This is a genomic window from Nocardioides sp. L-11A, from assembly GCA_029961745.1.
Classification (GTDB): domain Bacteria; phylum Actinomycetota; class Actinomycetes; order Propionibacteriales; family Nocardioidaceae; genus Nocardioides.
The window spans coordinates 1983888-2004414 of the sequence record CP124680.1; the positions used below are offsets into that span (position 1 = coordinate 1983888).

21 protein-coding genes are annotated in these 20527 nt (G+C 72.0%); 10 read left to right on the plus strand and 11 right to left on the minus strand.

Going from position 1 to position 20527, the window contains the following annotated elements; translation table 11 throughout:
* Window positions 1-87 precede the first annotated feature (87 nt).
* Together QJ852_09265 and QJ852_09270 are read left to right on the plus strand one after the other, a co-directional pair.
* Window positions 88-654 carry an NAD(P)H-dependent oxidoreductase gene (locus QJ852_09265; GenBank protein WGX98623.1) on the plus strand — a complete coding sequence of 189 codons (567 nt, stop codon included), beginning with the start codon at window positions 88-90 and terminating at the stop codon, window positions 652-654.
* Window positions 655-684: 30 nt separating this feature from the next.
* Entirely contained in the window at window positions 685-2109 is a 1425-nt protein-coding gene (locus QJ852_09270; GenBank protein WGX98624.1) for an amidase, read from the plus strand.
* Window positions 2110-2112: 3 nt separating this feature from the next.
* On the opposite strand, the gene bioD is transcribed toward QJ852_09270, so the two are convergent.
* The 7 genes from bioD to QJ852_09305 form a co-directional block, all read right to left on the minus strand.
* Window positions 2113-2811 (minus strand): dethiobiotin synthase, encoded by a 699-nt coding sequence (gene bioD / locus QJ852_09275; GenBank protein WGX98625.1) that lies wholly within the window; start codon window positions 2809-2811, stop codon window positions 2113-2115.
* On the minus strand, window positions 2808-3935 hold the full coding sequence (locus QJ852_09280; GenBank protein ID WGX98626.1) for an 8-amino-7-oxononanoate synthase: 1128 nt from the start codon (window positions 3933-3935) through the stop codon (window positions 2808-2810). The genes bioD and QJ852_09280 overlap by 4 nt, the downstream gene beginning before the upstream one ends.
* On the minus strand, window positions 3932-5215 hold the full coding sequence (locus QJ852_09285) for an adenosylmethionine--8-amino-7-oxononanoate transaminase (GenBank protein ID WGX98627.1): 1284 nt from the start codon (window positions 5213-5215) through the stop codon (window positions 3932-3934). The genes QJ852_09280 and QJ852_09285 overlap by 4 nt, the downstream gene beginning before the upstream one ends.
* A 1-nt stretch (window position 5216) precedes the next feature.
* Window positions 5217-6287, minus strand: coding sequence for a biotin synthase BioB (bioB, locus tag QJ852_09290; protein WGX98628.1), 1071 nt, complete (start codon window positions 6285-6287; stop codon window positions 5217-5219).
* Window positions 6288-6391: 104 nt separating this feature from the next.
* Window positions 6392-7003: an energy-coupling factor transporter transmembrane component T gene (locus QJ852_09295; protein ID WGX98629.1), complete on the minus strand. Its 612-nt coding sequence runs from the start codon at window positions 7001-7003 to the stop codon at window positions 6392-6394.
* A gap of 10 nt (window positions 7004-7013) precedes the next feature.
* The gene (locus QJ852_09300) at window positions 7014-7715 is read right to left on the minus strand and encodes an ABC transporter ATP-binding protein (protein ID WGX98630.1); all 702 of its coding nucleotides are present in this window, start codon (window positions 7713-7715) and stop codon (window positions 7014-7016) included.
* The gene (locus QJ852_09305) at window positions 7712-8311 is read right to left on the minus strand and encodes a biotin transporter BioY (protein ID WGX98631.1); all 600 of its coding nucleotides are present in this window, start codon (window positions 8309-8311) and stop codon (window positions 7712-7714) included. Before QJ852_09305 ends, QJ852_09300 begins: the two co-directional genes overlap by 4 nt.
* Before the next feature lie 144 nt (window positions 8312-8455).
* Here QJ852_09305 and QJ852_09310 point away from each other — a divergent pair, with 144 nt between their 5' ends.
* Together QJ852_09310 and zwf are read left to right on the plus strand one after the other, a co-directional pair.
* Window positions 8456-8926 carry a TetR family transcriptional regulator gene (locus tag QJ852_09310; protein WGX98632.1) on the plus strand — a complete coding sequence of 157 codons (471 nt, stop codon included), beginning with the start codon at window positions 8456-8458 and terminating at the stop codon, window positions 8924-8926.
* Window positions 8927-9057: 131 nt separating this feature from the next.
* Window positions 9058-10506: a glucose-6-phosphate dehydrogenase gene (gene zwf, locus QJ852_09315; GenBank protein ID WGX98633.1), complete on the plus strand. Its 1449-nt coding sequence runs from the start codon at window positions 9058-9060 to the stop codon at window positions 10504-10506.
* 8 nt (window positions 10507-10514) lie between these two features.
* Here zwf and QJ852_09320 read toward each other — a convergent pair whose 3' ends face one another.
* Entirely contained in the window at window positions 10515-11411 is an 897-nt protein-coding gene (locus QJ852_09320; protein ID WGX98634.1) for a LuxR C-terminal-related transcriptional regulator, read from the minus strand.
* A 142-nt stretch (window positions 11412-11553) separates the two neighbouring features.
* Here QJ852_09320 and QJ852_09325 point away from each other — a divergent pair, with 142 nt between their 5' ends.
* Window positions 11554-12882 carry an MFS transporter gene (locus QJ852_09325; protein WGX98635.1) on the plus strand — a complete coding sequence of 443 codons (1329 nt, stop codon included), beginning with the start codon at window positions 11554-11556 and terminating at the stop codon, window positions 12880-12882.
* Here QJ852_09325 and QJ852_09330 read toward each other — a convergent pair.
* From QJ852_09330 to QJ852_09340, 3 genes are read right to left on the minus strand one after another with little or no spacing between them, the layout of a single operon-like run.
* Window positions 12840-14351, minus strand: coding sequence for an NAD(P)/FAD-dependent oxidoreductase (locus QJ852_09330; GenBank protein ID WGX98636.1), 1512 nt, complete (start codon window positions 14349-14351; stop codon window positions 12840-12842). The two genes, QJ852_09325 and QJ852_09330, sit on opposite strands and share 43 nt — an antisense overlap.
* On the minus strand, window positions 14348-15196 hold the full coding sequence (locus QJ852_09335) for an SDR family oxidoreductase (GenBank protein WGX98637.1): 849 nt from the start codon (window positions 15194-15196) through the stop codon (window positions 14348-14350). Before QJ852_09335 ends, QJ852_09330 begins: the two co-directional genes overlap by 4 nt.
* Entirely contained in the window at window positions 15193-16122 is a 930-nt protein-coding gene (locus tag QJ852_09340; protein ID WGX98638.1) for a patatin-like phospholipase family protein, read from the minus strand. The genes QJ852_09335 and QJ852_09340 overlap by 4 nt, the downstream gene beginning before the upstream one ends.
* Window positions 16123-16218: 96 nt before the next feature.
* Between QJ852_09340 and QJ852_09345 the strand changes: the two genes are divergently transcribed.
* The 5 genes from QJ852_09345 (at window position 16219) to QJ852_09365 (ending at window position 20503) form a co-directional block, all read left to right on the plus strand.
* A complete protein-coding gene (locus QJ852_09345) occupies window positions 16219-16848 on the plus strand; it encodes a helix-turn-helix domain-containing protein (GenBank protein WGX98639.1) in 630 nt (209 codons plus the stop codon).
* 130 nt (window positions 16849-16978) lie between these two features.
* Entirely contained in the window at window positions 16979-17872 is an 894-nt protein-coding gene (locus tag QJ852_09350; protein ID WGX98640.1) for a sulfite exporter TauE/SafE family protein, read from the plus strand.
* A gap of 139 nt (window positions 17873-18011) precedes the next feature.
* Window positions 18012-19205 carry a DNA (cytosine-5-)-methyltransferase gene (gene dcm, locus QJ852_09355; GenBank protein WGX98641.1) on the plus strand — a complete coding sequence of 398 codons (1194 nt, stop codon included), beginning with the start codon at window positions 18012-18014 and terminating at the stop codon, window positions 19203-19205.
* 163 nt (window positions 19206-19368) lie between these two features.
* Complete coding sequence (locus QJ852_09360) at window positions 19369-20067, plus strand: hypothetical protein (protein WGX98642.1); 699 nt, start codon at window positions 19369-19371, stop codon at window positions 20065-20067.
* A 61-nt stretch (window positions 20068-20128) separates the two neighbouring features.
* Window positions 20129-20503, plus strand: a complete 375-nt coding sequence (locus tag QJ852_09365) for a very short patch repair endonuclease (protein ID WGX99438.1) — start codon at window positions 20129-20131, stop codon at window positions 20501-20503.
* The last annotated feature ends 24 nt before the right edge of the window (window positions 20504-20527 follow it).

Genomic DNA, 20527 nt, shown 5'->3' on the forward strand with positions numbered 1-20527 from the left:
AGCGTAGGAGGCGCCACCGACCCTCGACGGGTGAAACTCCCGGCGAACCCCGGGAATGAAAGCGGACCATGGTCCGTTTCGCCTCTCATGACTGACACCCCGAACACCCACGTCGCCGTCCTCGTCGGAAGCCTGCGCGCCGGCTCCGTCAACCGAAGGATCGCCGAGCTGCTGCGCGACGAGGCGCCCGCCGGCATCACCCTCGACATCGTCGACGGCCTCGACCGGATCCCGTTCTACAACGAGGACCTGGACGGCCCTGACGGTGCGGGCGCCCCTGACACCGCCCGGGCGCTGCGCGACCGGGTCGGCTCCGCCGACCGGGTGCTCGCGGTCACCCCGGAGTACAACGGCACCATGCCGGCCGTGCTCAACAACGCGATCGACTGGCTCTCGCGCCCGTACGGCGCCGGCGCCATGGTCGGCAAGCCGTTCGGCGTCATCGGCGCCACCCCGACGCCGTACGGCGGCAAGTGGGCCCACGGCGACACCGCCCGTTCCGCCGGCATCGCCGGAGCCCTCGTGGTCGAGGACGTCACGGTCTCGCAGTCCGCCATCGACGTCGACCCCACCACCGACGCCGAGGTCCGCGCCAAGCTGCTCGACGCCCTCGCCCGCCTCGCCGAGTTCACCCCCGCCGCCACCGCCGCCTGAGCTCTCGCCGGGGCTGGCTAACCTCGGGGTGTGGCCGAACTCCACGACCTGACCGCCCTGGAGCAGGGGGCGCTGATCCGCAGTGGCGAGATCAGCCCCGTCGAGCTCACCGAGCACTACCTCGAACGCGCCGCGCGTCTCCCTCGGGAGTACGTCGACGGCGCGTTCGTGCATCGCGACCCCGATGCCGCGCGGCTGCGGGCCCGGGAGGTCGCCGCGGTGGGGCCGGTGGGGGACGGCGCGTCACCGCTGGCCGGCGTACCGACCGCGATCAAGGACCTGAACCTGACCCGCGGCGTGCCCACCGCCTTCGGCTCACCGGTCTTCGCGGACTACGTCCCGGAGGTCTCCGACGGTGTGACCCTCGCGATCGAGGACGCGGGGATGGTCAGCCTCGGCAAGACCAGCACTCCCGAGTTCGGCTCGCCCTGCTACACCGAGCCGGAGGGGCGCCCGCCGGCCGTCACGCCGTGGGACACCACCCGGATGGCGGGCGGTTCCTCCGGAGGCGCGGCCGCGGCGGTGGCCGCCGCGCTGGTCCCGGTCGCCCAGGGCTCCGACGGCGGCGGCTCGATCCGGATCCCCGCCTCGTGCTGCGGCCTGGTGGGGCTCAAGCCGACCCGGGGCCGGATCAGTGGCTTCCCGATGTACGGCGACCCGGTCGGGCTGGCCGTCGCGGGCCCGATCGCCCGCAGCGTGGCCGACGCCGCCGCGCTGCTCGACGTCCTCGCCGGGCGACGCGCGGGCGATCCCGCCTGGGCGCCCGACCCGGCCGGCACCTTCCTCGCGGCGGCGGGCCGCGATCCCGGCCGGTTGCGTGTCGCCTGCTTCGACACTCCGGTGATCGCCGACGTCGACCTGCATCCCGAGGTCCGTCGCGCCTATGACGATGCGACCCGGCTGCTCGCCTCGCTCGGCCACGCGGTCGAGGACGTGCCGGTCCCGCTGCCGCCCGAGGCGGTGGGCGTCTTCGAGACCTGCTGGGCGGTGCTGACGGCGCTGTCCACGGTGCCGCTGGAGCCCGAGCAGCGGCGGCGCATCCGGCCGCTGACCCGCTGGCTCGGCGAGCGCGGCGAGGCGGTGTCGGGTCCGGAGTTCGGCCTGGCGATCGGCGCGATGCGCCGCTACGCCGCCGACGCCCTGGTCGCCCTGGCGCCGTACGACATCGTGCTCACGCCGACCCTCGCCACCCCGCCGCTCCCGGTCGGGGCGCTACGCGACGACGCGGACCCGGCTGCCGACTTCGAGGCCCAGAAGCGGTTCACACCGTGGACCTCGGCCTGGAACGTCACCGGCATGCCGGCCGTCTCGCTGCCGCTGCACCAGACCCCCGAGGGACTCCCGGTCGGCATCATGCTCGCCGCGCGACCGGCCGAGGAGGAGCTGCTGATCTCGCTCGCCGCCCAGGTCGAGGCCGCCGCGCCCTGGACGGACCGCCGCCCGCCCCTGTGGTGATGCTCAGCCGAACCACGCCGGCGCCGCGGCCCGGAACTCCTCGGGAGCCAGCGCGCCGGCGCCGTCGGGGACGACGGCGAGCACGGGTACGCCGGTGACCCGGGGGAGATCCGTGCGGTTGCAGGTCTCGGCGAGGCCCGGATCTCGCGGCCAGGAGCCGATGACCAGGCCGGCCGGTTCGACCTGGACCGCGCGGAGCGCGGTGACGGTCAGCTCGGTGTGGTTCAGGGTGCCGAGCCCGGCCCGGCACACCACGACCACCTCGACGGGGGAGCCGTCGGCCCGTCGCAGCGCGAAGGTCAGGTCGCGGGCGAGGTCGAGCAGGGTGCCGCCCTCCGCGTCGAGGCGGACCAGCAGTCCGCCGGCGCCCTCGATGATCACCCGGTCGTACGCCGGCAGCAGCTCCCTGATCCGGGCGACGTGCTCGCGCACGGTCGGGATCGGCACGCCCTGGAGGCGGGCGGCGGTGTCGGGGGCGAGGGGCTCGCGCAGTCGCGCCAGCTCCTGGACATCGACCGCTGCCAGGTCCGCGACCGTGTCCACGTCGGCAGCCTCGGCCCGATCCGGGTCGATGCCGGTCTGCACCGGCTTCACGACGAGCACCCGCTCCCCGGCGGCGACGGCCCGCGCGGCGAGCGCGGCGGTGGCGATGGTCTTGCCCACCCCGGTGTCCGTCCCGGTGACGACCACGATGCGTGTCACTGGTGCTCCTTCACGAGGGCGCCGAGCACGGCCACGGCGCGTGACCAGGCGTCGTCCGGTACGCCGGCGCCGGCGGTGATCCGCAGCCGCGAGATGCCGTCGGGGACCGACGGCGGGCGGAAGCAGCCCACCCGCAGCCCGGCGTCCGATGCGGCGGCCTGGGCCGCGACCGCGGCCCGGGGCGACGACATCGGGACCGACAGCACCGCCCCGGCCGGCGGGGCGACACCCAGTCTGTCGGCCAGCTCGGCGACCCGGGCGCGCACCCGCGCGCCCAGCTCGGGCCGGGTGCGCAGGCACCGCAGCGCGGCGAGTGCGCCGGCGGCGGGCGCCGGCGCCAGGCCGGTGTCGAAGATGAACGGCCGGGCCCGGTTGACCAGGTGCTCGCGCAGCGCGACCGGACCCAGGACGGCGCCGCCCTGGGCTCCGAGCGACTTCGACAGCGTCGCCGTCACCACCACGTGGGGGCGGCCCGCGAGGCCCGACCTCGCGACCAGGCCCGGGCCGTGCACGCCCAGGCCGTGCGCCTCGTCGACGACCAGGAGGGCGTCGTAGTCCTCGCAGAGGGCGGCCAGCTCGACCAGCGGCGCGGCGTCCCCGAGGACGGAGTAGACCGACTCGACCAGGACCAGCGCTCGCTCGCCGGCGCTCGCGGCGGCGACCAGGCCGGACCGCACCGCCGCGACGTCGCTGTGCGGCACGACGCTCAGTCGTGCCCGGGAGAGCCGGACCGCGTCGACCAGCGAGGCGTGGATGTGCGCGTCCGAGAGCACCCGGGTGGTCGGGTCGGCGAGTGCGGTCACGACGGCGAGATTGGCCTGGTAGCCGGTGGACAGCACGAGCGCGGCCGGCTGCCCGAGGTACGCCGCCAGCTCGGTCTCGAGCTCCTCGTGGACGGTCAGGGTGCCGGTGACCAGCCGCGAGGCGCCGGCGCCGGCCCCCCAGACCAGCGCCGCGTCCGCGGCGGCCCGGCGTACCTCGGCGTCGCGTGCGAGCCCGAGGTAGTCGTTGCCCGCGAGGTCGATCGTCGGGTCCTCGGCGGTCCGCACCCGCAGCCGGCGGGTCAGCCCCGCCGCCTCGCGTGCGGCGGCCTGCTCGTCGAGCCAGGTCTCCCAGGCGCTCATCCCGCGCTCACCGCCGCGGCGATCCCCGCGACCAGTCGGTCGACCTCGTCCGGTCCGGTGATGTAAGGCGGCATCGCGTAGACCAGGTCCCGGAACGGACGCAGCCACACGCCCGCGGCCAGTGCCGCCTCGGTGGCCGCGACGACGTCGACCTCGTGGTCGAGCTGGACCACGCCCACCGCGCCGATCGTCCGCACGTCGACCACGCCCGGCGCCGTCCGCAGCGGGGCGAGGCCCGACGCCAGCCGGGTGCCGATGGCGCTCACCCGGGTCGCCCAGTCCACGGAGAGCAGCAGGTCGATCGAGGCGCTCGCCACCGCGCAGGCGAGCGGGTTGCCCATGAAGGTCGGCCCGTGCATGAGGACGCCGGACTCGCTCGCGGAGATCCCGCGTGCGACCTCGTCGGTGCTCAGCACGGCCGCGAGCGTGAGGTAGCCGCCGGTCAGCGCCTTGCCCAGGCACAGGACGTCGGGCGTCATGAGCTCGCTCACGAACAGGTGCCCCGTGCGCCCGAAGCCGGTCGCGATCTCGTCGAAGACCAGCAGCAGGCCGTGCTCGTCGGCGATCTCGCGGAAGACCCGCAGGCACGCGGCGGGATAGGGGTGCATGCCGCCCGCGCCCTGGAGCAGCGGCTCCACGATGATCCCGGCCAGCTCGTGCGCGTGCCGCGCGGCGAGCTCGCGCAGCGACGACGCCCAGGAGGCGATCGCGTCCGCGTCCGCGTCGTACGCCGGGGGCTGTGGTCCGAAGACCTGGTCGGGGAGCAGGCCCTGCCACATCGTGTGCATCCCGCCGACCGGGTCGGTGACGCTCATGCAGTCGAAGGTGTCGCCGTGGTAGCCGCCGAGGACGGTGAGCATTCGGGTGCGCTCGGGACGACCGCGCCCGCGCTGGTACTGGAGCACCATCTTGAGCGCGACCTCGACGCTCACCGAGCCCGAGTCGGCCAGGAAGACCCGCGCGAGCGGCTCCGGCGTGATGTCGACCAGACGGCGGCCGAGGCCGACGGCCGGCTCATGGGTCAGCCCGCCGAACATGACATGGCTGAACCGGCCGGTCTGCTGGGCGAGCGCGGCGTCGAGCGCCGGGTGCCGGTAGCCGTGGATCGCCGACCACCACGACGCCATCCCGTCGACCACCCAGGCGCCGTCGACCTCGAGCTCGCAGCCCCGCGCGCCGGTGACCAGCCGCACCGGGGTCGGCGCGGTCATCGACGTGTAGGGGTGCCAGAGGTGCTCGCGGTCGAAGGCGAGCAGGTCGTGGTCGACGAGCACGGTCATGTCAGGCGTTCGCCGCGACCTCGGTGCCCGCGCCACGGCGCCGGATGGCCGGGTCGTGGCCGGCCTCCACGACGTCCGCGTGCTCGTCCTCCGCGCCGAGGACGACGAAGCCGTTGTCGCGGATCATCTCGATGTCGGCCCTGGCCTCCTGCCCCTCCGAGGTGAGGTAGTCGCCGAGGAAGATCGAGTTCGCGACCTGCAGGGCCAGAGCCTGGAGCGAGCGCAGGTGCATCTCGCGGCCGCCGGCGATCCGCACCTCCTTGTCGGGACACACGAACCGAGCCATCGCCAGGATCTTGAGGCAGCGCGTGGGGGAGAGCTCCCAGGTGTTCTCGAACGGCGTGCCGTCGAAGGGCATCAGGAAGTTGACCGGGATCGAGTCGGAGTCGAGTGCCTTGAGGGCGAACAGCGCCTCGACCAGCTGCTCGTCGGTCTCGCCGAGCCCGGCGATCAGACCCGAGCAGGGCGAGAGGCCCGCGGACTTGGCCTTGCCGATGGTCTCGACCCGGTCGTCGTACGTGTGGGTCTGGACGATCGTGTCGTGGTGCGACTCGGCGGTGTTGATGTTGTGGTTGTAGGCGTCGACGCCGGCCTCCTTGAGGCGCTCGGCCTGGCCGTCCTCGAGCAGGCCGAGGCAGGCGCAGACCTCGACGTCGGGGTACTCGTCCTTGAGCGCCTCGGTCATCTCGGCGACCTTCTCGATGTCGCGGTTCGACGGCCCGCGGCCCGAGGACACCATGCACACCCGGGTGGCCCCGCCGCGCAGGCCGGCGCCGGCCTGCTGGAGGGTCTCGTCCGTGGAGAGCCAGGAGTACTTGAGGATCGGCGCGTCCGAGCCGAGCGCCTGCGAGCAGTAGTTGCAGTTCTCGGGGCACAGGCCGGACTTGAGGTTGACCAGGTAGTTGACCTTCACCGTGTTGCCGAAGTGCGTGCGGCGCAGCCGCCCGGCCGCGGCGACCACGGCCATCAGGTCCGCGTCCGCGGCGCGCAGGACCGCGAGCGCGTCGGCCTCGGAGGCCGCACCGCCGTCGAGGATGCGGGTGGCCAGCTCGTCGAAGTCGGTCACGGTCATGGTGCTCCTCGTCGGATGTCGCCGGGTGAACTGAACAGTGTTCAGGTCGCTCAGGATAGCCGGGATCCGCGGCCTTGGGGAGGGGGCGCCTCAGCGCGGACGGGTCAGTCGTCGCCGAGGCCGCGGGCGTGCAGGGCGTCGCCGGTGGCCCGGGCGTGCGCGACGACCCGGATCACCAGCGGTGTCAGGTAGGCCCGGGGGCTGCGCTCGAGGCCGCGGGCGCGCGCGGCGTCCCGGGTCTCGCCGGCGATGGCGAGCGTGAGCGGGATGCCGCGGATCATGAGGGAGAACGCCAGCGCCACCAGCTCCGGGTTGACCCCGAGGCGGCGGAACGGACCGAGCCAGCGGGTGATGGCGTCCACCATCCGCTCCACCGAGGTGGTCGTGGTGAAGACGGTCGCGAGCAGGACGAGCGCGACCAGGGCGCCGACGACGACGAAGGCGTGCTCGGCCCCCCGCTGCCAGGTCTGGTACGCCGCCAGCAGGGTCATCGCGACCAGGACGCCGCGCAGGGCCCGGGCCGCGCGGCCGAGGCGGACGCCGGCGACGAGGCAGCCGAGCACGGCCAGCGCCAGCAGGGCGCCGGTCGTGGTGACGCCGCGGAAGGCCACCGCGACGATGCTGAGCACCAGCAGCCCCAGGAGCTTGGCGCCGACGGGCAGCCGGTGGAAGACGGTGATGCCGGGCTGGTAGTCCCCGAGCGGGCTCGCGGTCACCACCGGAGGCTCACCGGGCGCTCGCGCGGTAGTGGGCGACCACCTCGGCGGGCGCGCCGTCCGCCGCGACCGCTCCATCGTCGACCAGCAGGGCCCGGTCGCAGCGCAGGGCCAGGTCGAGGTCGTGGGTGGCGAGCACCAGCTGCTGGGGGAGCCCGAACAGCAGGTCGCCGATCATCCGGGCGTTGCGCAGGTCGAGCAGCGTCGTGGGCTCGTCGGCCACCAGCACGGCCGGGTCGGTGGCGAGTACCCCCGCCAGCGCCAGCAGCTGCCGCTGCCCGCCGGAGAGCGTGTGCACGCTGCGGTCCGCCAGCTCGTCCAGCCCGTACGACGCCAGCACGGCGCGGGCCGCGGCGGTGCGCTCCTCGCGCCCACGCACCTGGTGGCGCAGGGAGAGGGCGACGTCCTCGACGACCGTGGGCATCACCAGCTGCGCGCTGGGGTCGGTGAACACGAAGCCGACCCGGCGGCGTACCTCGCGACCCTTCTTCGCCACGTCGAGGCCGTCGACGACGACCCGGCCCGAGGTGGGCTCGACCAGGCCGTTGACCAGCCGCGCCAGCGTCGACTTGCCGGAGCCGTTGGGGCCGACCAGGGCGATCCGCCGCTCGGTGAGGTCGAGCGTGGTCTCCCGCAGCACGGTGACCTCGGGGACGGGGCCGCCGGGCGTCGCCGCCCGGACGACGACCCGGTCGAGCTCGATCCGGCTCACGCGGTCTGGGGCGCCGGCTCGTCCGTGGGGGTCGCGGCCGGTCGCCGGGCGGCGAGGTCCGGGAAGGCGCGGTGCACGGCCGTGGCGATCAGCGCCATCACGACGTTCTTGGCGATGTCGCCGGGGAAGTAGGCGGCGTCGAAGCTGAACGCCTCCTTGAGGCTGAGGTCCGCGCGCCACGCGAGGTTGAGCGGCCCGAGGGTGTGCACGAACACGAAGCTGCTGAGCAGGCCGCAGGTGAAGACGAGCGTGAACTGCGTCGCGTTCTGGCGGTTGCGGTAGACCAGGTAGCCGCACAGTGCGGCGGCGAGCGGGAACGCCACCAGGTAGCCCGCGGTGACGCCGCTGTAGTGCGAGATGCCGGAGGCGCCGCCGGAGTAGATCGGCAGGACCAGGCCGGCGACCAGGTAGAGCACGACGCACAGGAACCCGCGCAGGGGCCCGAGGACCGCGCCGGCGAGCAGGACGCCGAAGGTCTGCAGCGAGTAGGGGACGCCGATCCCGGTCTTGATGTCGGGCAGGATGGCGCACACCGCGATGAGCGCGGCGAAGCCGGCGATCAGGGCGACGTCGGTGGTCGGGGTACGGCGGTTCATCGGGTCACTCTCGGGTCCGGGGGAGCGCGGCGGGGCAGTTGAACGGTGTTCAGGTTAGGCTGGCCGCGGGACTCCGGTCAACGGGGGTCCACCGACGCGGGCACGGGACGAGGGGAGTGCGGAGTGCGGTATCGGCGCAGGGACGTGGTCGAGCGTGCGATCGAGGTGCTCGACGAGCACGGTCTCGCCGCCCTGTCGATGCGCCGCCTCGCCGGCGACCTCGGCGTCCAGCCCGGCGCGCTCTACCACCACTTCGTCAACAAGGACGCGCTGCTCGCCGCCATCGCCGACGAGATCCTCCACCGGGGCCGCCGGCCGGCCGAGATCATGGCTTGGGACGCCGAGGCGCACCTGCTCTGCCTCGGCCTGCGCGACGCCATGCGCCGGCACCGCGACGGCGCCCAGCTGATCGCCGGGGTGCATCGCTCGGACGCCGAGGCGCTCGAGCGCCCGCTCCGCGCCGCCCTCGAGCGTGGCGGAGCCGACGCCGCCCTGGCCCGGGTCGGCGCGCGCACCCTGGTCCGGTTCGTGCTCTCCCACCAGGACGAATCGGACCCGGACTTCACCCTCGGGCTCGGTCTCATCCTGGACGGTCTCCGCGCGCGGCTGGTCTGAGCGTCGTACCGGACACAACGGTCGTGCCGCGGCCGTCTTCACGACGGTTCTGTCCGGTACGACACGCAGGACCCACCCGCAGACGCCTCTCGTTATCGTGGCGGTAACACCGAGGAGGCACTGTGGACGACATGGCACCGAAGACCCAGAAGCCGGTGACGGTCGTGCTGTTCGGCGCGACCGGCGACCTCGCGCGCCGCAAGCTGCTGCCGGGCATGCTGCACCTGTTCGAGACCGGGCTGCTCCCGCAGCTGCAGATCGTCGGCACCTCGCTCGACGAGCACACGACGGAGTCGTTCGTGCACTTCGTGCACGAGGCGGTGCTGGAGTTCTCCGGCGACGACGGCGACATGGCGGCCTGGCCGGAGTTCGCCAAGCTGTTGCACTGGGCGCCCGGCACGGAGGGCACCTCCGGGCTGCGCGCCGCCGTCGAGAAGGCCGAGTCCGCGTGGGACGGCGACCGGGTCCGGTTGCACTATCTCAGCGTCCCGCCCAAGGCGGCGCCGACCGTGGTCAAGACGATCGACGACGCGGGGCTCGCCGAGGGCGGCCGGATCATCATGGAGAAGCCGTTCGGCGTCGACCTCGCCTCGGCCCGCAAGCTCAACGCCGAGCTGCACCGGACCTTCGACGAGTCGCAGATCTACCGGATCGACCACTTCCTCGGGAAGGAGGCCGCGCAGAACATCCTCGCGTTCCGGTTCGCCAACGGCCTCTTCGAGCCGATATGGCACCGCAACAACATCGACCACGTCCAGATCGACGTGCCCGAGGAGCTCGGCCTCGAGCAGCGCGCCGACTTCTACGAGTCGACCGGCGCCTACCGCGACATGGTGGTCACCCACCTGTTCCAGGTGCTCGCGTTCACCGCGATGGAGCCGCCGACCTCGCTGGCGCCCGACGCGATCAACGACGAGAAGAACAAGGTCTTCCGCTCGATGATGCCGATCGACCCGGCCAACGTCGTCCGTGGCCAGTACGAGGGCTATCGCGACATCGCAGGCGTGGCGCCCGAGTCGGAGACCGAGACCTTCATCGCCCTCAAGTGCTTCATCGACAACTGGCGCTGGGCCGGCGTCCCCTTCTACCTGCGCACCGGCAAGCGGCTGGCCGAGGGCGCGCGGATCATCTCGATCGCGTTCAAGGAGCCTCCGCGCTCGATGTTCCCCCACAACTCCGGGGTCGGCGACCACGGTCCCGACCACCTCACCTTCGACCTGGCCGACAAGGCGAAGATGTCGCTCTCCTTCTACGGCAAGCGCCCCGGCCCCGGGATGAAGCTCGACAAGCTCTCCATGCAGTTCGCGATGACCGACACCACCTGGGCCGGATCGGTGCTGGAGGCCTACGAGCGGCTGATCTACGACGCCGCGCGCGGCGACCAGACCCTGTTCACCTCCGCCGAGGGCATCGAGCGGCTGTGGGAGGTCTCCCAGCCGCTGCTCGAGAACCCGCCCGTCGTGCGGCCCTACCGGCAGGGCAGCTGGGGCCCCAACCAGATCCACCAGCTCGTCGCGCCGTACGCCTGGCGGCTGCCGTTCGAGCGGCAGTGGCGCAAGCCCAACGCGCTGGGCGGCTGAGCGGCGACTCAGTCGATGACGCCGGCCTCGCGCGCCAGCCGGACGGCGTGCACCCGGTTGGTCGCGTGCAGCTTGCGCATGGCGTTCTTGAGATAGGACTTCACGGTGCTCTCGACCAGGCCGAGAGCGGCGGCGACCTCGCGGTTGCTCTGGCCGAGCGCCACCTGGGCGAGGACGTCGACCTCGCGGGCGGCGAGGCCGGTCGGCACCCCCGGGGTACGCCGTGCGGCCGGTGCCGTCGCGGGGGTGCGGCCGTGCTCGACCCGGTTGCGCACCTCCACGAGACGGGCCCGCAGCGCCTCGTCCTCGACGAGCGAGGCGAGGTCGGCGAGCTCGTCGGAGATGTCGCGCAGGTCGGCGCGGGTCAGCTGCACCTCGGCAGGCGCGTGGGGCGTCGGGAGCTGGCCGAGGCCGCGCAGCGCGCCCACCCGGCGGCGCACCTCGTCGTCGACGGCGATCTCGCGCTCGAGGCGCCGGACGAGGGGCAGGAAGGCGTCGTACCAGACGTCGCCGAGCACGACCTGGGCGCGATGGCCGACGTAGACGATCATCCGCGGCGAGCGGTCGACGACGATCGGCAGCGCCGTCACGGTCTCGAGCTGCTCGGCGCGCACCGGGCCGTCGTACTGGTGGGTGATGCCGCGGGCGTCGTAGTAGTTGGTCACCGACACCGGCCGGCCCATCAGCAGTGCCTTGCCGCCGAGGCCGTAGCCCGAGCGCACCCGCAGGCCCTGCAGGGCGCGGGTCTGGGCGCTGTGCAGGCCGGTGATGGCGAGAGCGGTGCCGTTGTCCACGACCGGGCCGCCGAAGGCCATGTCGCTGTGCCCGGTCGCGCGGAACGCCGTGAGCGTGCGCAACAGGCGACCGCCGTCGGTCGGCGCCTCCTGGGCGAGGTCGAGGGACATGCCCTCCACGGTAGGTGACTGCGGTCACAGGCGGCAACGACGGCACCCTCCTTGGGAGGTAGTACCTCCTTCGAGGGGTCCGGGACGCCTGTGGCCCGACTCACACTCCCGGCGATCGACCGAACCCCGAGGAGTGGATTCCATGTCCGAACGACCGACCCCGATGCGGCGCGTCGCCTTCGCGAGCTGCGCGGGCACGACCATCGAGTTCTACGACTTCTTCATCTACGGCACCGCCGCGGCGTTGGTGTTCCCGACGGTGTTCTTCCCGGCACTGGGCGACTCCACCGCGAGCGTGGCCTCGTTCGCCACCTTCGCGGTGGCGTTCATCGCCCGCCCGCTGGGCGCGATCGGGTTCGGCCATTTCGGTGACCGCCTCGGCCGCAAGAAGACCCTGATCAGCACCCTGCTGCTGATGGGCGCCGCGACCGTCGCCATCGGCCTGCTGCCCGGCGCCGCGACGATCGGCGTCGCCGCGCCGATCCTGCTGGTCACCCTGCGCTTCCTCCAGGGCCTGGCCGTCGGCGGGGAGTGGGCGGGCGCGACCCTGCTCGCCGCGGAGTACGCCCCGCCGAACAGGCGCGGTCTCTACGCGGCGTTCCCGCAGCTGGGCCCCGCGATCGCCTTCGCCCTCTCCAGCGGCACCTTCCTGCTCGTCAACCGCGCGGTCGGCGAGACCAGCCCGGCGTTCATCGAGTGGGGCTGGCGGGTGCCCTTCGTCGCCAGTGCGCTGCTCGTGATGATCGGTCTCTACGTGCGGCTCAAGGTCGAGGAGACCCCGATGTTCCGCGAGACCACCCGCACCCGGGCCAGCACCCAGGGCCCGCTCGCCGCCGCGCTGCGCCACCAGTGGCGGGAGATCCTCCTCGGCGGTGGCTCGCTGGCGATGCTCTTCGCGTTCTTCTACGTCGGCACCGCGTTCCTGACCTCGTACGGCACCACGGTGGTCGGCCTGTCCCGTGCCACCGTGCTCACCATGGGTGTCGTCGGCGCCGTCGTGTTCGGGATCGTGATCACCCTGTCCGCCGTGTTCAGCGACCGGATCGGTCGCAAGAAGGTGGTGCTCGCCTCCTGCCTGGTCGCGATCCCGTGGGGCTTCGCGCTCTTCCCGATCCTCGACCGCGGCACCGCGACGGCATTCGCGATCGGCCTGTTCGGCACGCTCGCCATCTTCGCCGTCTCCTACGGCCCGGCGGGTGCCATGCTCCCGGAGATGTTCCGCACCGAGTACCGCTACACCGGCGCCGGCATGGCCTACAACCTGGCTGGTGTGATCGGCGGCGGCACGGCGCCGTACCTCGCCTCCGACTTCGCAGAGGCCGGCAACACCAGCGCCATCGGCTGGATGCTCGCTGCCTTCGGCGCCCTCAGCGTGGTGTGCGTCCTGCTGATGGCCGAGACCCGGCACCGGGTGATGACCGACGCACCTCAGGAGGCTGACGCCGACACCCTCGCCGCGGTGAACGTGTAGTCGTCGAGCGGGAAGCGGGTGGCTTCGCGGGCGGCGCTCAGCGTCGACGTCGGGCGCAGCAGCACCGCCTCCCCGTGCTGGTTGAAGTAGTAGCTGCGGGCGGTGGCGCAGCTGCCGGCGTTGAAGACGGAGTTGCCGAGGAGGCCGGTCATCCGGTCCAGGAACCGGTCGTTGGCCTCCTCGGTGACCTCCACGACGTCGGCGCCGCGCTGGCGCATCGCGCCGAGGACCCGGCCCAGGTGGGCCATCTGGGTCTCGATCGTCGTGAAGTAGGACAGGCCCGAGTAGGAGTAGGGGCTGTTGAGCGAGAAGAAGTTGGGGAACTTCGGGACCGTGATCCCCTCGTAGGCACAGAACCGGTTGTCGCGCCACCACCTGCCGAGGTCGCGGCCCTCGCGCCCGACCACCTGCACGGCCGGGAAGTTCACGTCCCACAGGTTGAAGCCCGTCGCGAGCACCAGGACGTCGAGATCGGAGCGGTTGCCATCGGTGGTGACGATGCCCTGCGCGTCGACGTGGTCGATCGAGGTGGTCTCGAGGTCGACGTGCGGCTTCGTGAACGTCGGGTAGTAGGTGTTGGAGAACGTCGGCCGCTTGCACCCGAAGTCGTAGTCGGGGGTGAGCTTGGCGCGCAGCACCGGGTCCTTGACCTGGCGCTCGAGGTGCGCGGCGCAGACCCGCTTGCCGGCCGCGTTGGCCCACGGCAGGTCGCGGAAGTGCAGCACGCCGGCCACCATCATCACCTCGAGGATCGAGGTCCCGACCAGGCGCGTGGCCTTCTGGGTCAGCGGCACCTTCGCGAAGGCGCCCCGCACCACGCCCGGGACCGGACCGTCCAGCTTGGGGCTCACATAGATCGGCGTGCGCTGGTAGACGGTGAGGTGGTCGGCGACCTTGGCCAGCTCGGGGATGAGCTGGACGGCGGTGGCTCCGGTGCCGATGATGCCGACCCGCTTGCCCGCGAGCTCGATGTCGTCGTCCCAGCGGGTGGTGTGCACGACGGTGCCGGCGAACTCCTCGATGCCCGCGATGTCGGGCAGTCGGGGCTGGGACAGGAAGCCGGTCGCGGTGAGCAGGAAGCGGCCGCGGACCACCTCGCCGCCGGCGACCGTCACCTCCCAGGCCGCCGTGTCCTCGTCCCAGCGGGCCCCCTCGACCACGGCTCCGAAGCGCATGTGCCGGCGCAGGCCGTACTTGTCGGCGACGTGCGCGGCGTACTTCTTGAGCTCCGGCCCGGGCGCGAACAGCCGCGACCAGTGGGGGTTCGGCTCGAACGAGTAGGAGTAGGTCGAGCTGGGGATGTCGACGGCGAGACCCGGATAGCGGTTGACGTGCCAGGTGCCGCCGAGGTCGTCCTCGCGCTCGAGGATCATCAGATCGTCGTAGCCCTGGCGGTGCAGCTCGATCGCGGCACCCATGCCGCCGAAGCCGGCGCCGACGATGACGGCGTCGTGGACGTGCTGGCTCATCGGGTGGTCCTCTCGGTGGCGGCGTCGGCGAGACGCTCGGTGTAGGCCGCTCGCTCGGTGGCGTCGGCGTGGAGCGCGCGGTCGTCGCGCATCAGGCGGCGGAACCGGTCGAGGACCGGCACGGGCACCAGGTGGGAGCCGGCGGCGAGCGCGCCGACGTAGCCGGGCACCGCGATCTCGGCGTCGCGGCTGCGGACCGAGCCGACGACGGCGTCGGCGATCCGCTGGGGGGAGACTTTGGGGATCGGCTTCATGTCGAGGCCCGAGGCGAGGTCGGTGTCGACCGCCGAGGGCAGCACCGCGGTCAGGGTGACGCCGTGGGGCGCCATCTCGAGCCGGGTGGCGGCGGTGAGCCCGACGACGGCGTCCTTGCTGGCGTTGTAGACCGCGAGCCCCGGGATCGGGAACTTGCCGGCCAGTGAGGCGACGTTGACGACGTGCCCTCGGCGGCGCTCGACCATCCCGGGGAGCACCCGCCGCATGCCGTGCAGCACGCCGTGGACGTTGACCTCCATCATCAGCCGGTCGAGCGCGGGGTCCATGTCGAGGAAGGCGCCGTTGGGCATGATCCCGGCGTTGTTGACCAGCACGTCGACCGGACCGTGCTCGGCCTCGGCGGCCTCGACGAAGGCGTCGTACGACGCCCGGTCGGCGACGTCGAGGAGGTGTGCGGAGGAGCCGGTCGCGGCTGCGGTGGCTCGCGCCGTGTCGAGGTCGAGGTCGCCGAACGAGACCTTCGCCCCGCGCGCGAGGAACGCCTCGACGGTGGCCCGGCCGATGCCGCGAGCACCGCCGGTGAGCGCGACGTGCGCGCCGGCCAGATCGATGGGGGTGGGACGGGTCATCGCCGGGCCTCCAGCAGGGTGACGAGGGTGGGAGCAGTGCGGGCGGCCACCTCGCGGACGCGCTCGACCCGCGTGCGGTCCATGAAGTTGGCGCCCATGGCGGACAGGTCGGCCGGGCTCGGCTCGATCCGGTGGACGCGCGCGCCGGCAGTGCGCAGCCGGGCGACCTCGCGGTCGACCCGGCGCGTCATCGGGTGTCGGAGCAGCCGCTCGACCCGCTCGGTCCCGCGGGCGCGGGCGCCGCCGTGGCTCGACATCGGGGCGACCACCACGACCTCGTCGATCCGGCCGTCGGTGACGTGGGGGACCAAGAGGTCGGCCGAGGTGGGTGACACGGCGCCGCCGTCGACATAGTGCCGCGCGCCGATCGCGACCGGCGGGAACCAGCCGGGGATCGCCCACGAGGCCGCGATCGCCTGGCCCAGGGTGGCCTCGGGGGCGCCGGCGCGACCGAGGGGGACCCGCGCTCCGGTGCGGGCGTCCGCGGCGACCAGCCAGGTCTGCGGATGGGTCGTCCAGCCGGTCATCGGGTCGGTGAGGGCGTCGCCGAGGTCGACGAGCCACTGCGCCTTCCCGGCACCGCGGGGGAGCAGCCCGGCCAGCCCGGACAGGACGTCGCCCCGGCCGCGCAGGGCGGCCCGGGTGAGCCCGAGGGTGGGCAGCGCGGGTCGGGGCAGGCCCGGCAGTCGGCCCGGCGCGCCGGCAGCGGCCAGATGCGCGGCGACCCGGGCGTCGCTGCGGTCGGCGATCGCGGCCGCGGGCACGCCGGCGCCGAGGAGGGCGACGAGCTCGGCCCCGGCCGACGTACCGACCAGGACGTCGGCGGTGCGGGTGTCCCACCCCTGCCGGTCGAGCTCGGCGAGCACGGCGGCGGTCCAGGCGAAGCCCAGGGTGCCGCCGCAGCCGATGACGAGTGCGCGCCCCATGTGGCCCTCCTGCGGGTGGTGTCGAGCAAAGCGGAATGGCGTGTCAGTTACGGAACGTATCGTCAGTTCCGTCGATCTGCAATAGGCTCCGGTGTCATGACGGCGGCAACGGAGCGGCTCTCGCGGCTGGCGCGGCGCAAGGCCGAGACCCGGCGCGAGATCATCGACGCCGCGTTCACCTGCTTCGCCGAGCAGGGTTACCACGCCACGGGGATCGCCGACATCGCCGCGCGACTCGGGATCGGGCACGGCACCTTCTACCGCTACTTCGAGAACAAGCGCGACATCGTCGAGCACGTCATCGACGACCTGATCGGCCGCATCGTCGACGCGCTCGGCGCCGAGAACGCGCCGGAGGCCGTCACCACGCTGGAGGGTTACCGCGCCCAGACCGAGCGGATCGGCGCCGCCCTCGCCCGGATCTTCAGTGACGACCCGCGCGTGGCCCAGCTGCTGCTGTCCGCCGCCGGCATCGACGACGCCATGCGCGAGCGGATGCTCGACCTGTTCGCGATGACCACGCTGCTCACGGCGGCGTACCTCGAGCACGGGGTGCGACTCGGCTATCTGCGGGCCGACCTCGACGTCGAGCCCACGGCGCAGGCGATCAACGGGATGATCCTCGGCTCCGTCCTGGCGGGCCTGCGCGATCCCGCTCCCGAGCGGCAGGCGCGGTTGAGTGCGGCGATCCGCGCCGTGATGTACGACGGCATCGCCGCGCGCTGATCCACCGGGACCGGGTCTCCTCGGTCCGCACGACCGCCGACCGGCGCGGACCGGCGGGTCGACAGTGCAAGGTCTTGTATGTAGCCTTGATCGGTAGTGTTTATAACCATTACCGATTCGAGGGTCTGACATGTGGTTGATCGCGGCATTCGCGCTCGCGGGCGGGCTCGCCCAGCTCGTCGACGGCACGCTCGGCATGGGCTTCGGCGTGACCTCGGCGACGGTGCTGCTGGCGCTCGGCGTCGCCCCGGCCACGGCGAGCGCCGCGACCCATGCGGCGAAGCTCCCGACGACCTTCGTCTCCGGCATCGCGCACTGGCGGGCCGGCAACGTCGACCCCAAGGTGCTGGTGCGCGTCGCCCTGCCCGGTGCGGTCGGCGGCTTCCTCGGCGCCGTCATCCTCACCTCGATCAGCCTGGAGGCGGCGAAGTCGTCGATGGCCGGGCTGCTGATCTTCTTCGGGCTGGTGATCCTGGTCCGCTTCGGCTTCGGGCTGCGGATCATCCCGGTCCCGAAGTCCGGTCACACCGCGCGCTGGCTCTCGCCCATCGGCCTGCTCGGCGGCTTCGTCGACGCGACCGGGGGCGGTGGCTGGGGCCCGGTGGTGACCCCCAGCCTGATGACGGTGACCAGTCACGAGCCGCGCCGCGTCGTCGGCACCACCAACGCGGCGGAGTTCGTCGTCGCCCTCTCCGTCTCCACCGGCTTCATCACCGGCGCCGCGCACCAGGACATCCCCTGGCTCCCGGTCCTCGGCCTGGTCCTCGGCGGCGTCCTCGTCGCGCCCATCGCCGCCCGCCTCGCCGGCCGGCTCCCGCACGCACCGATGGGCGCGATGGTCGGCGGCCTGGTCATCCTGGTCAACGCCGTCACCGTCGTCGGCGCGGTGACCGACCTGCCCATCGTCCTGGACGTCGTGCTGATCGTCGGGTGGCTGGCGCTCGTCGGCCGGATCGCATGGCGGGCGTGGGGCCGCGAGCGGGTGGCGGTCGCCGAGCAGGACGCGACCCCGGTCCCCGCCTGAGAGGCGGTCAGGCGAGCAGCCGCTCGCACTCCTCGATCAGCCGCGCCCCTCGCTTTCCACGGGTGCGGCGCGGAGGCTCTGGTTTTGTCGGCCCGTTCGTCTACGGTGCTCTCAAGACCTAGGGGAACGAGGAAGACGCGTGCGGATCGCGGGGCTTTTCGCCGGCATTGGAGGCATTGAGCAAGGCTTCCATCGGGCGCTGGGGGATGCCGTACAGACTGAACTCCTCTGCGAGTGGTGGCAACCGGCCCAGGAAGTGCTCAAGGCTCGGTTCCCCGAGAGCGAGCTCCACCCTGACGTGCGGGAGTTGCGCGACCTGCCCACCGGCCTCGATCTGCTCTCGGCTGGGTTTCCGTGCACGGATCTGTCGCAGGCTGGCCGGACGGCGGGCATCACGGGCGATGCTTCGGGGCTGGTGGCCCACGTCTTCGAGGCCCTGCGACTGGCCGCTGCGAGTGAGGGCCGGTTGCCGTGGCTGATGATCGAGAACGTGCCGAACATGCTGACGCTCGACAAGGGCAAGGCGATGGCCTATCTCGTCAAGGAGATCGAGGCGCTTGGCTATCGCTGGGCCTACCGCGTCGTTGACTCTCGGTTCACGGGCGTACCTCAGCGTCGACGCCGAGTGATCCTGCTGGCGTCGACCACGGACGACCCTCGTCCAGTTCTCTTCGCCGACGACGCGGGGGAGAGGCCCGAGGTCGACCTTGAGGCTGATGCATTCGGGTTCTACTGGACCGAGGGCCGCGGGGGTCTGGGATGGGCGCAGGACGCCGTCCCGACCCTAAAGGGCGGCTCGACGATCGGTATCCCTTCGCCGCCCGCCATCTGGGTGCCCGGAGCTCGTGACGACCGGCTCTTCGTCACGCCGCGGATCGAGGACGCGGAGGCCATGCAGGGCTTCGACCGCGGATGGACCGACGTGGAGATCACCGGTCGCAAACATGGGCATCGCTGGAAGCTCGTGGGCAACGCCGTGACGACCCGCGTGGCTGAGTGGGTCGCTGGCCGCATCGCCTCGCCGGGTGCGGTGGTAGACCTGACCGGACCCGAGATCACCCATCGCTGGCCGACGGCGGCGTGGGGGGAGCGCGGGAAGGCCCATAAGGTAGAGATCTCGGAGTTCCCACTGCTCGCGCCGTACGAACACCTGTCGGCGGTGGTTGACCTGAATGAGGCCACGCCACTGAGCGGACGCGCCATTAACGGCTTCCGCAATCGTCTCTCGCAAGGCAACCTCGGCCGCTACGACGGCTTTCGCGACGACGTCGACCGCTATGCAGAGTTGATGTTCGGTGCGGTTCTCCCGCTCGCTGACCGCAAGGTGAGCTAGCGTCTGCCGTGTGCATGGACCGGAGATCTTGGCCAGATACCTGACCACTCTCGGTCCTCCCGACAAGAACGGTGTCCGCTGGCAGTACCACTCCCGATCCGATCGGCACTCGAAGGTAGGATCCTGGGGAGTCGCGTTCGATCTCCTCCGTACGTCATCGCTGATGCAGTCCCACGTTACCTCCGGCAAAGTCATCTTGGGCGTCAACCACGAGATGCGTGACTACGCCACTGGCCGCAAGAAAGATCTCGACCTCGTGATCGCCCGCCCGAACGGCGGAGTGCCGGCAGGCGGTCCATCACTGAAGTCGCTGGCAACTCAGTACCGGATCAACCTGACCCCTCAAGAGCAGACACTGCTTGCCGGCCTGCCAGACATTCCGGTCGCCCCAGTTGGCGCGACGCTGGTCGCCCTTGAGGCAAAAGCCACCATGACCGCGCATGTGAAGTCGCTGCCTCGCCTGTACGACGAGCTGAACTCGTCGCACCTCTGTGTGCACGGCTCATCTGTGCAGGCGCTCGCCATCGCGTACGTCCAGGTGAATCACTCCGCGACCTTCGTGTCTCCGATTATCAACTCGAAGGACATGGCTCGTGGACTCCCGCCGGAGATCACGAAACACAAGCAGCCCGCTGACACGCAGCGAGTGCTCGACAAGGTCGCCGAGATCCCGAGGCGCAGCAACAGCAAGGGCACCGGCTTCGATGCCATCGGTGTCACTGTGCTCGATCTCGTCAACGATGGCTCGCCCGTGAGGCTTGTGAACAGTCCGCCGGCGCCGCAGCAGGGTGACAACTTCCACTACGGGTCGATGATCGTGCGGATGGCGAACGAGTACGACGCAACCTTCGCTCACATCTGAGGCGTACCGTGGCCGCATGGTCGCTGAGTCATGGGCCACGAGCCCCGGGACCCGAGCGTCGATGCGGGGGAACCGCCGAAGCGGCACCAAGCCGGAGATTGCCATGCGCTCGGCGCTGCACGCCGCCGGCTATCGTTTCCGCAAGGACTATCCGCTTGATCTGGGCAGCGTGAGACCACGGCCTGACATCGTGTTCACGAAGCCCAAGGTCGCGGTGTTCGTGGACGGCTGCTACTGGCACTCCTGCCCCGAGCACGGCACTCAGCCGAAATCGAACGCCGACTACTGGAGGCCGAAGTTGGCGCGGAATGTCGAGCGCGACCGTGAGCACGATGCGGCGCTTCGCGAAGCGGGATGGACAGTGGTCCGCATCTGGGAGCACGTGCCGGTGGTCGAGGCCGTGGACGTTGTTTCCCGGGCGGTCTCCCGCGAATGAGCGGCCGGTGTGTCCGATCCCGGT

Coding starts and splice junctions, on each gene's coding strand:
- QJ852_09365 (WGX99438.1), top strand. CDS start 20,129: ATGCGGGGGAACCGCCGAAGCGGCACCAAGCCGGAGATTGCCATGCGC.
- QJ852_09285 (WGX98627.1), bottom strand. CDS start 5,215: ATGACCGTGCTCGTCGACCACGACCTGCTCGCCTTCGACCGCGAGCAC.
- QJ852_09280 (WGX98626.1), bottom strand. CDS start 3,935: ATGAGCGCCTGGGAGACCTGGCTCGACGAGCAGGCCGCCGCACGCGAG.
- QJ852_09265 (WGX98623.1), top strand. CDS start 88: ATGACTGACACCCCGAACACCCACGTCGCCGTCCTCGTCGGAAGCCTG.
- QJ852_09340 (WGX98638.1), bottom strand. CDS start 16,122: ATGGGGCGCGCACTCGTCATCGGCTGCGGCGGCACCCTGGGCTTCGCC.
- QJ852_09350 (WGX98640.1), top strand. CDS start 16,979: ATGTGGTTGATCGCGGCATTCGCGCTCGCGGGCGGGCTCGCCCAGCTC.
- QJ852_09335 (WGX98637.1), bottom strand. CDS start 15,196: ATGACCCGTCCCACCCCCATCGATCTGGCCGGCGCGCACGTCGCGCTC.
- QJ852_09345 (WGX98639.1), top strand. CDS start 16,219: ATGACGGCGGCAACGGAGCGGCTCTCGCGGCTGGCGCGGCGCAAGGCC.
- QJ852_09330 (WGX98636.1), bottom strand. CDS start 14,351: ATGAGCCAGCACGTCCACGACGCCGTCATCGTCGGCGCCGGCTTCGGC.
- QJ852_09360 (WGX98642.1), top strand. CDS start 19,369: ATGCAGTCCCACGTTACCTCCGGCAAAGTCATCTTGGGCGTCAACCAC.
- QJ852_09320 (WGX98634.1), bottom strand. CDS start 11,411: ATGTCCCTCGACCTCGCCCAGGAGGCGCCGACCGACGGCGGTCGCCTG.
- QJ852_09305 (WGX98631.1), bottom strand. CDS start 8,311: ATGAACCGCCGTACCCCGACCACCGACGTCGCCCTGATCGCCGGCTTC.
- zwf (WGX98633.1), top strand. CDS start 9,058: ATGGCACCGAAGACCCAGAAGCCGGTGACGGTCGTGCTGTTCGGCGCG.
- bioB (WGX98628.1), bottom strand. CDS start 6,287: ATGACCGTGACCGACTTCGACGAGCTGGCCACCCGCATCCTCGACGGC.
- QJ852_09325 (WGX98635.1), top strand. CDS start 11,554: ATGTCCGAACGACCGACCCCGATGCGGCGCGTCGCCTTCGCGAGCTGC.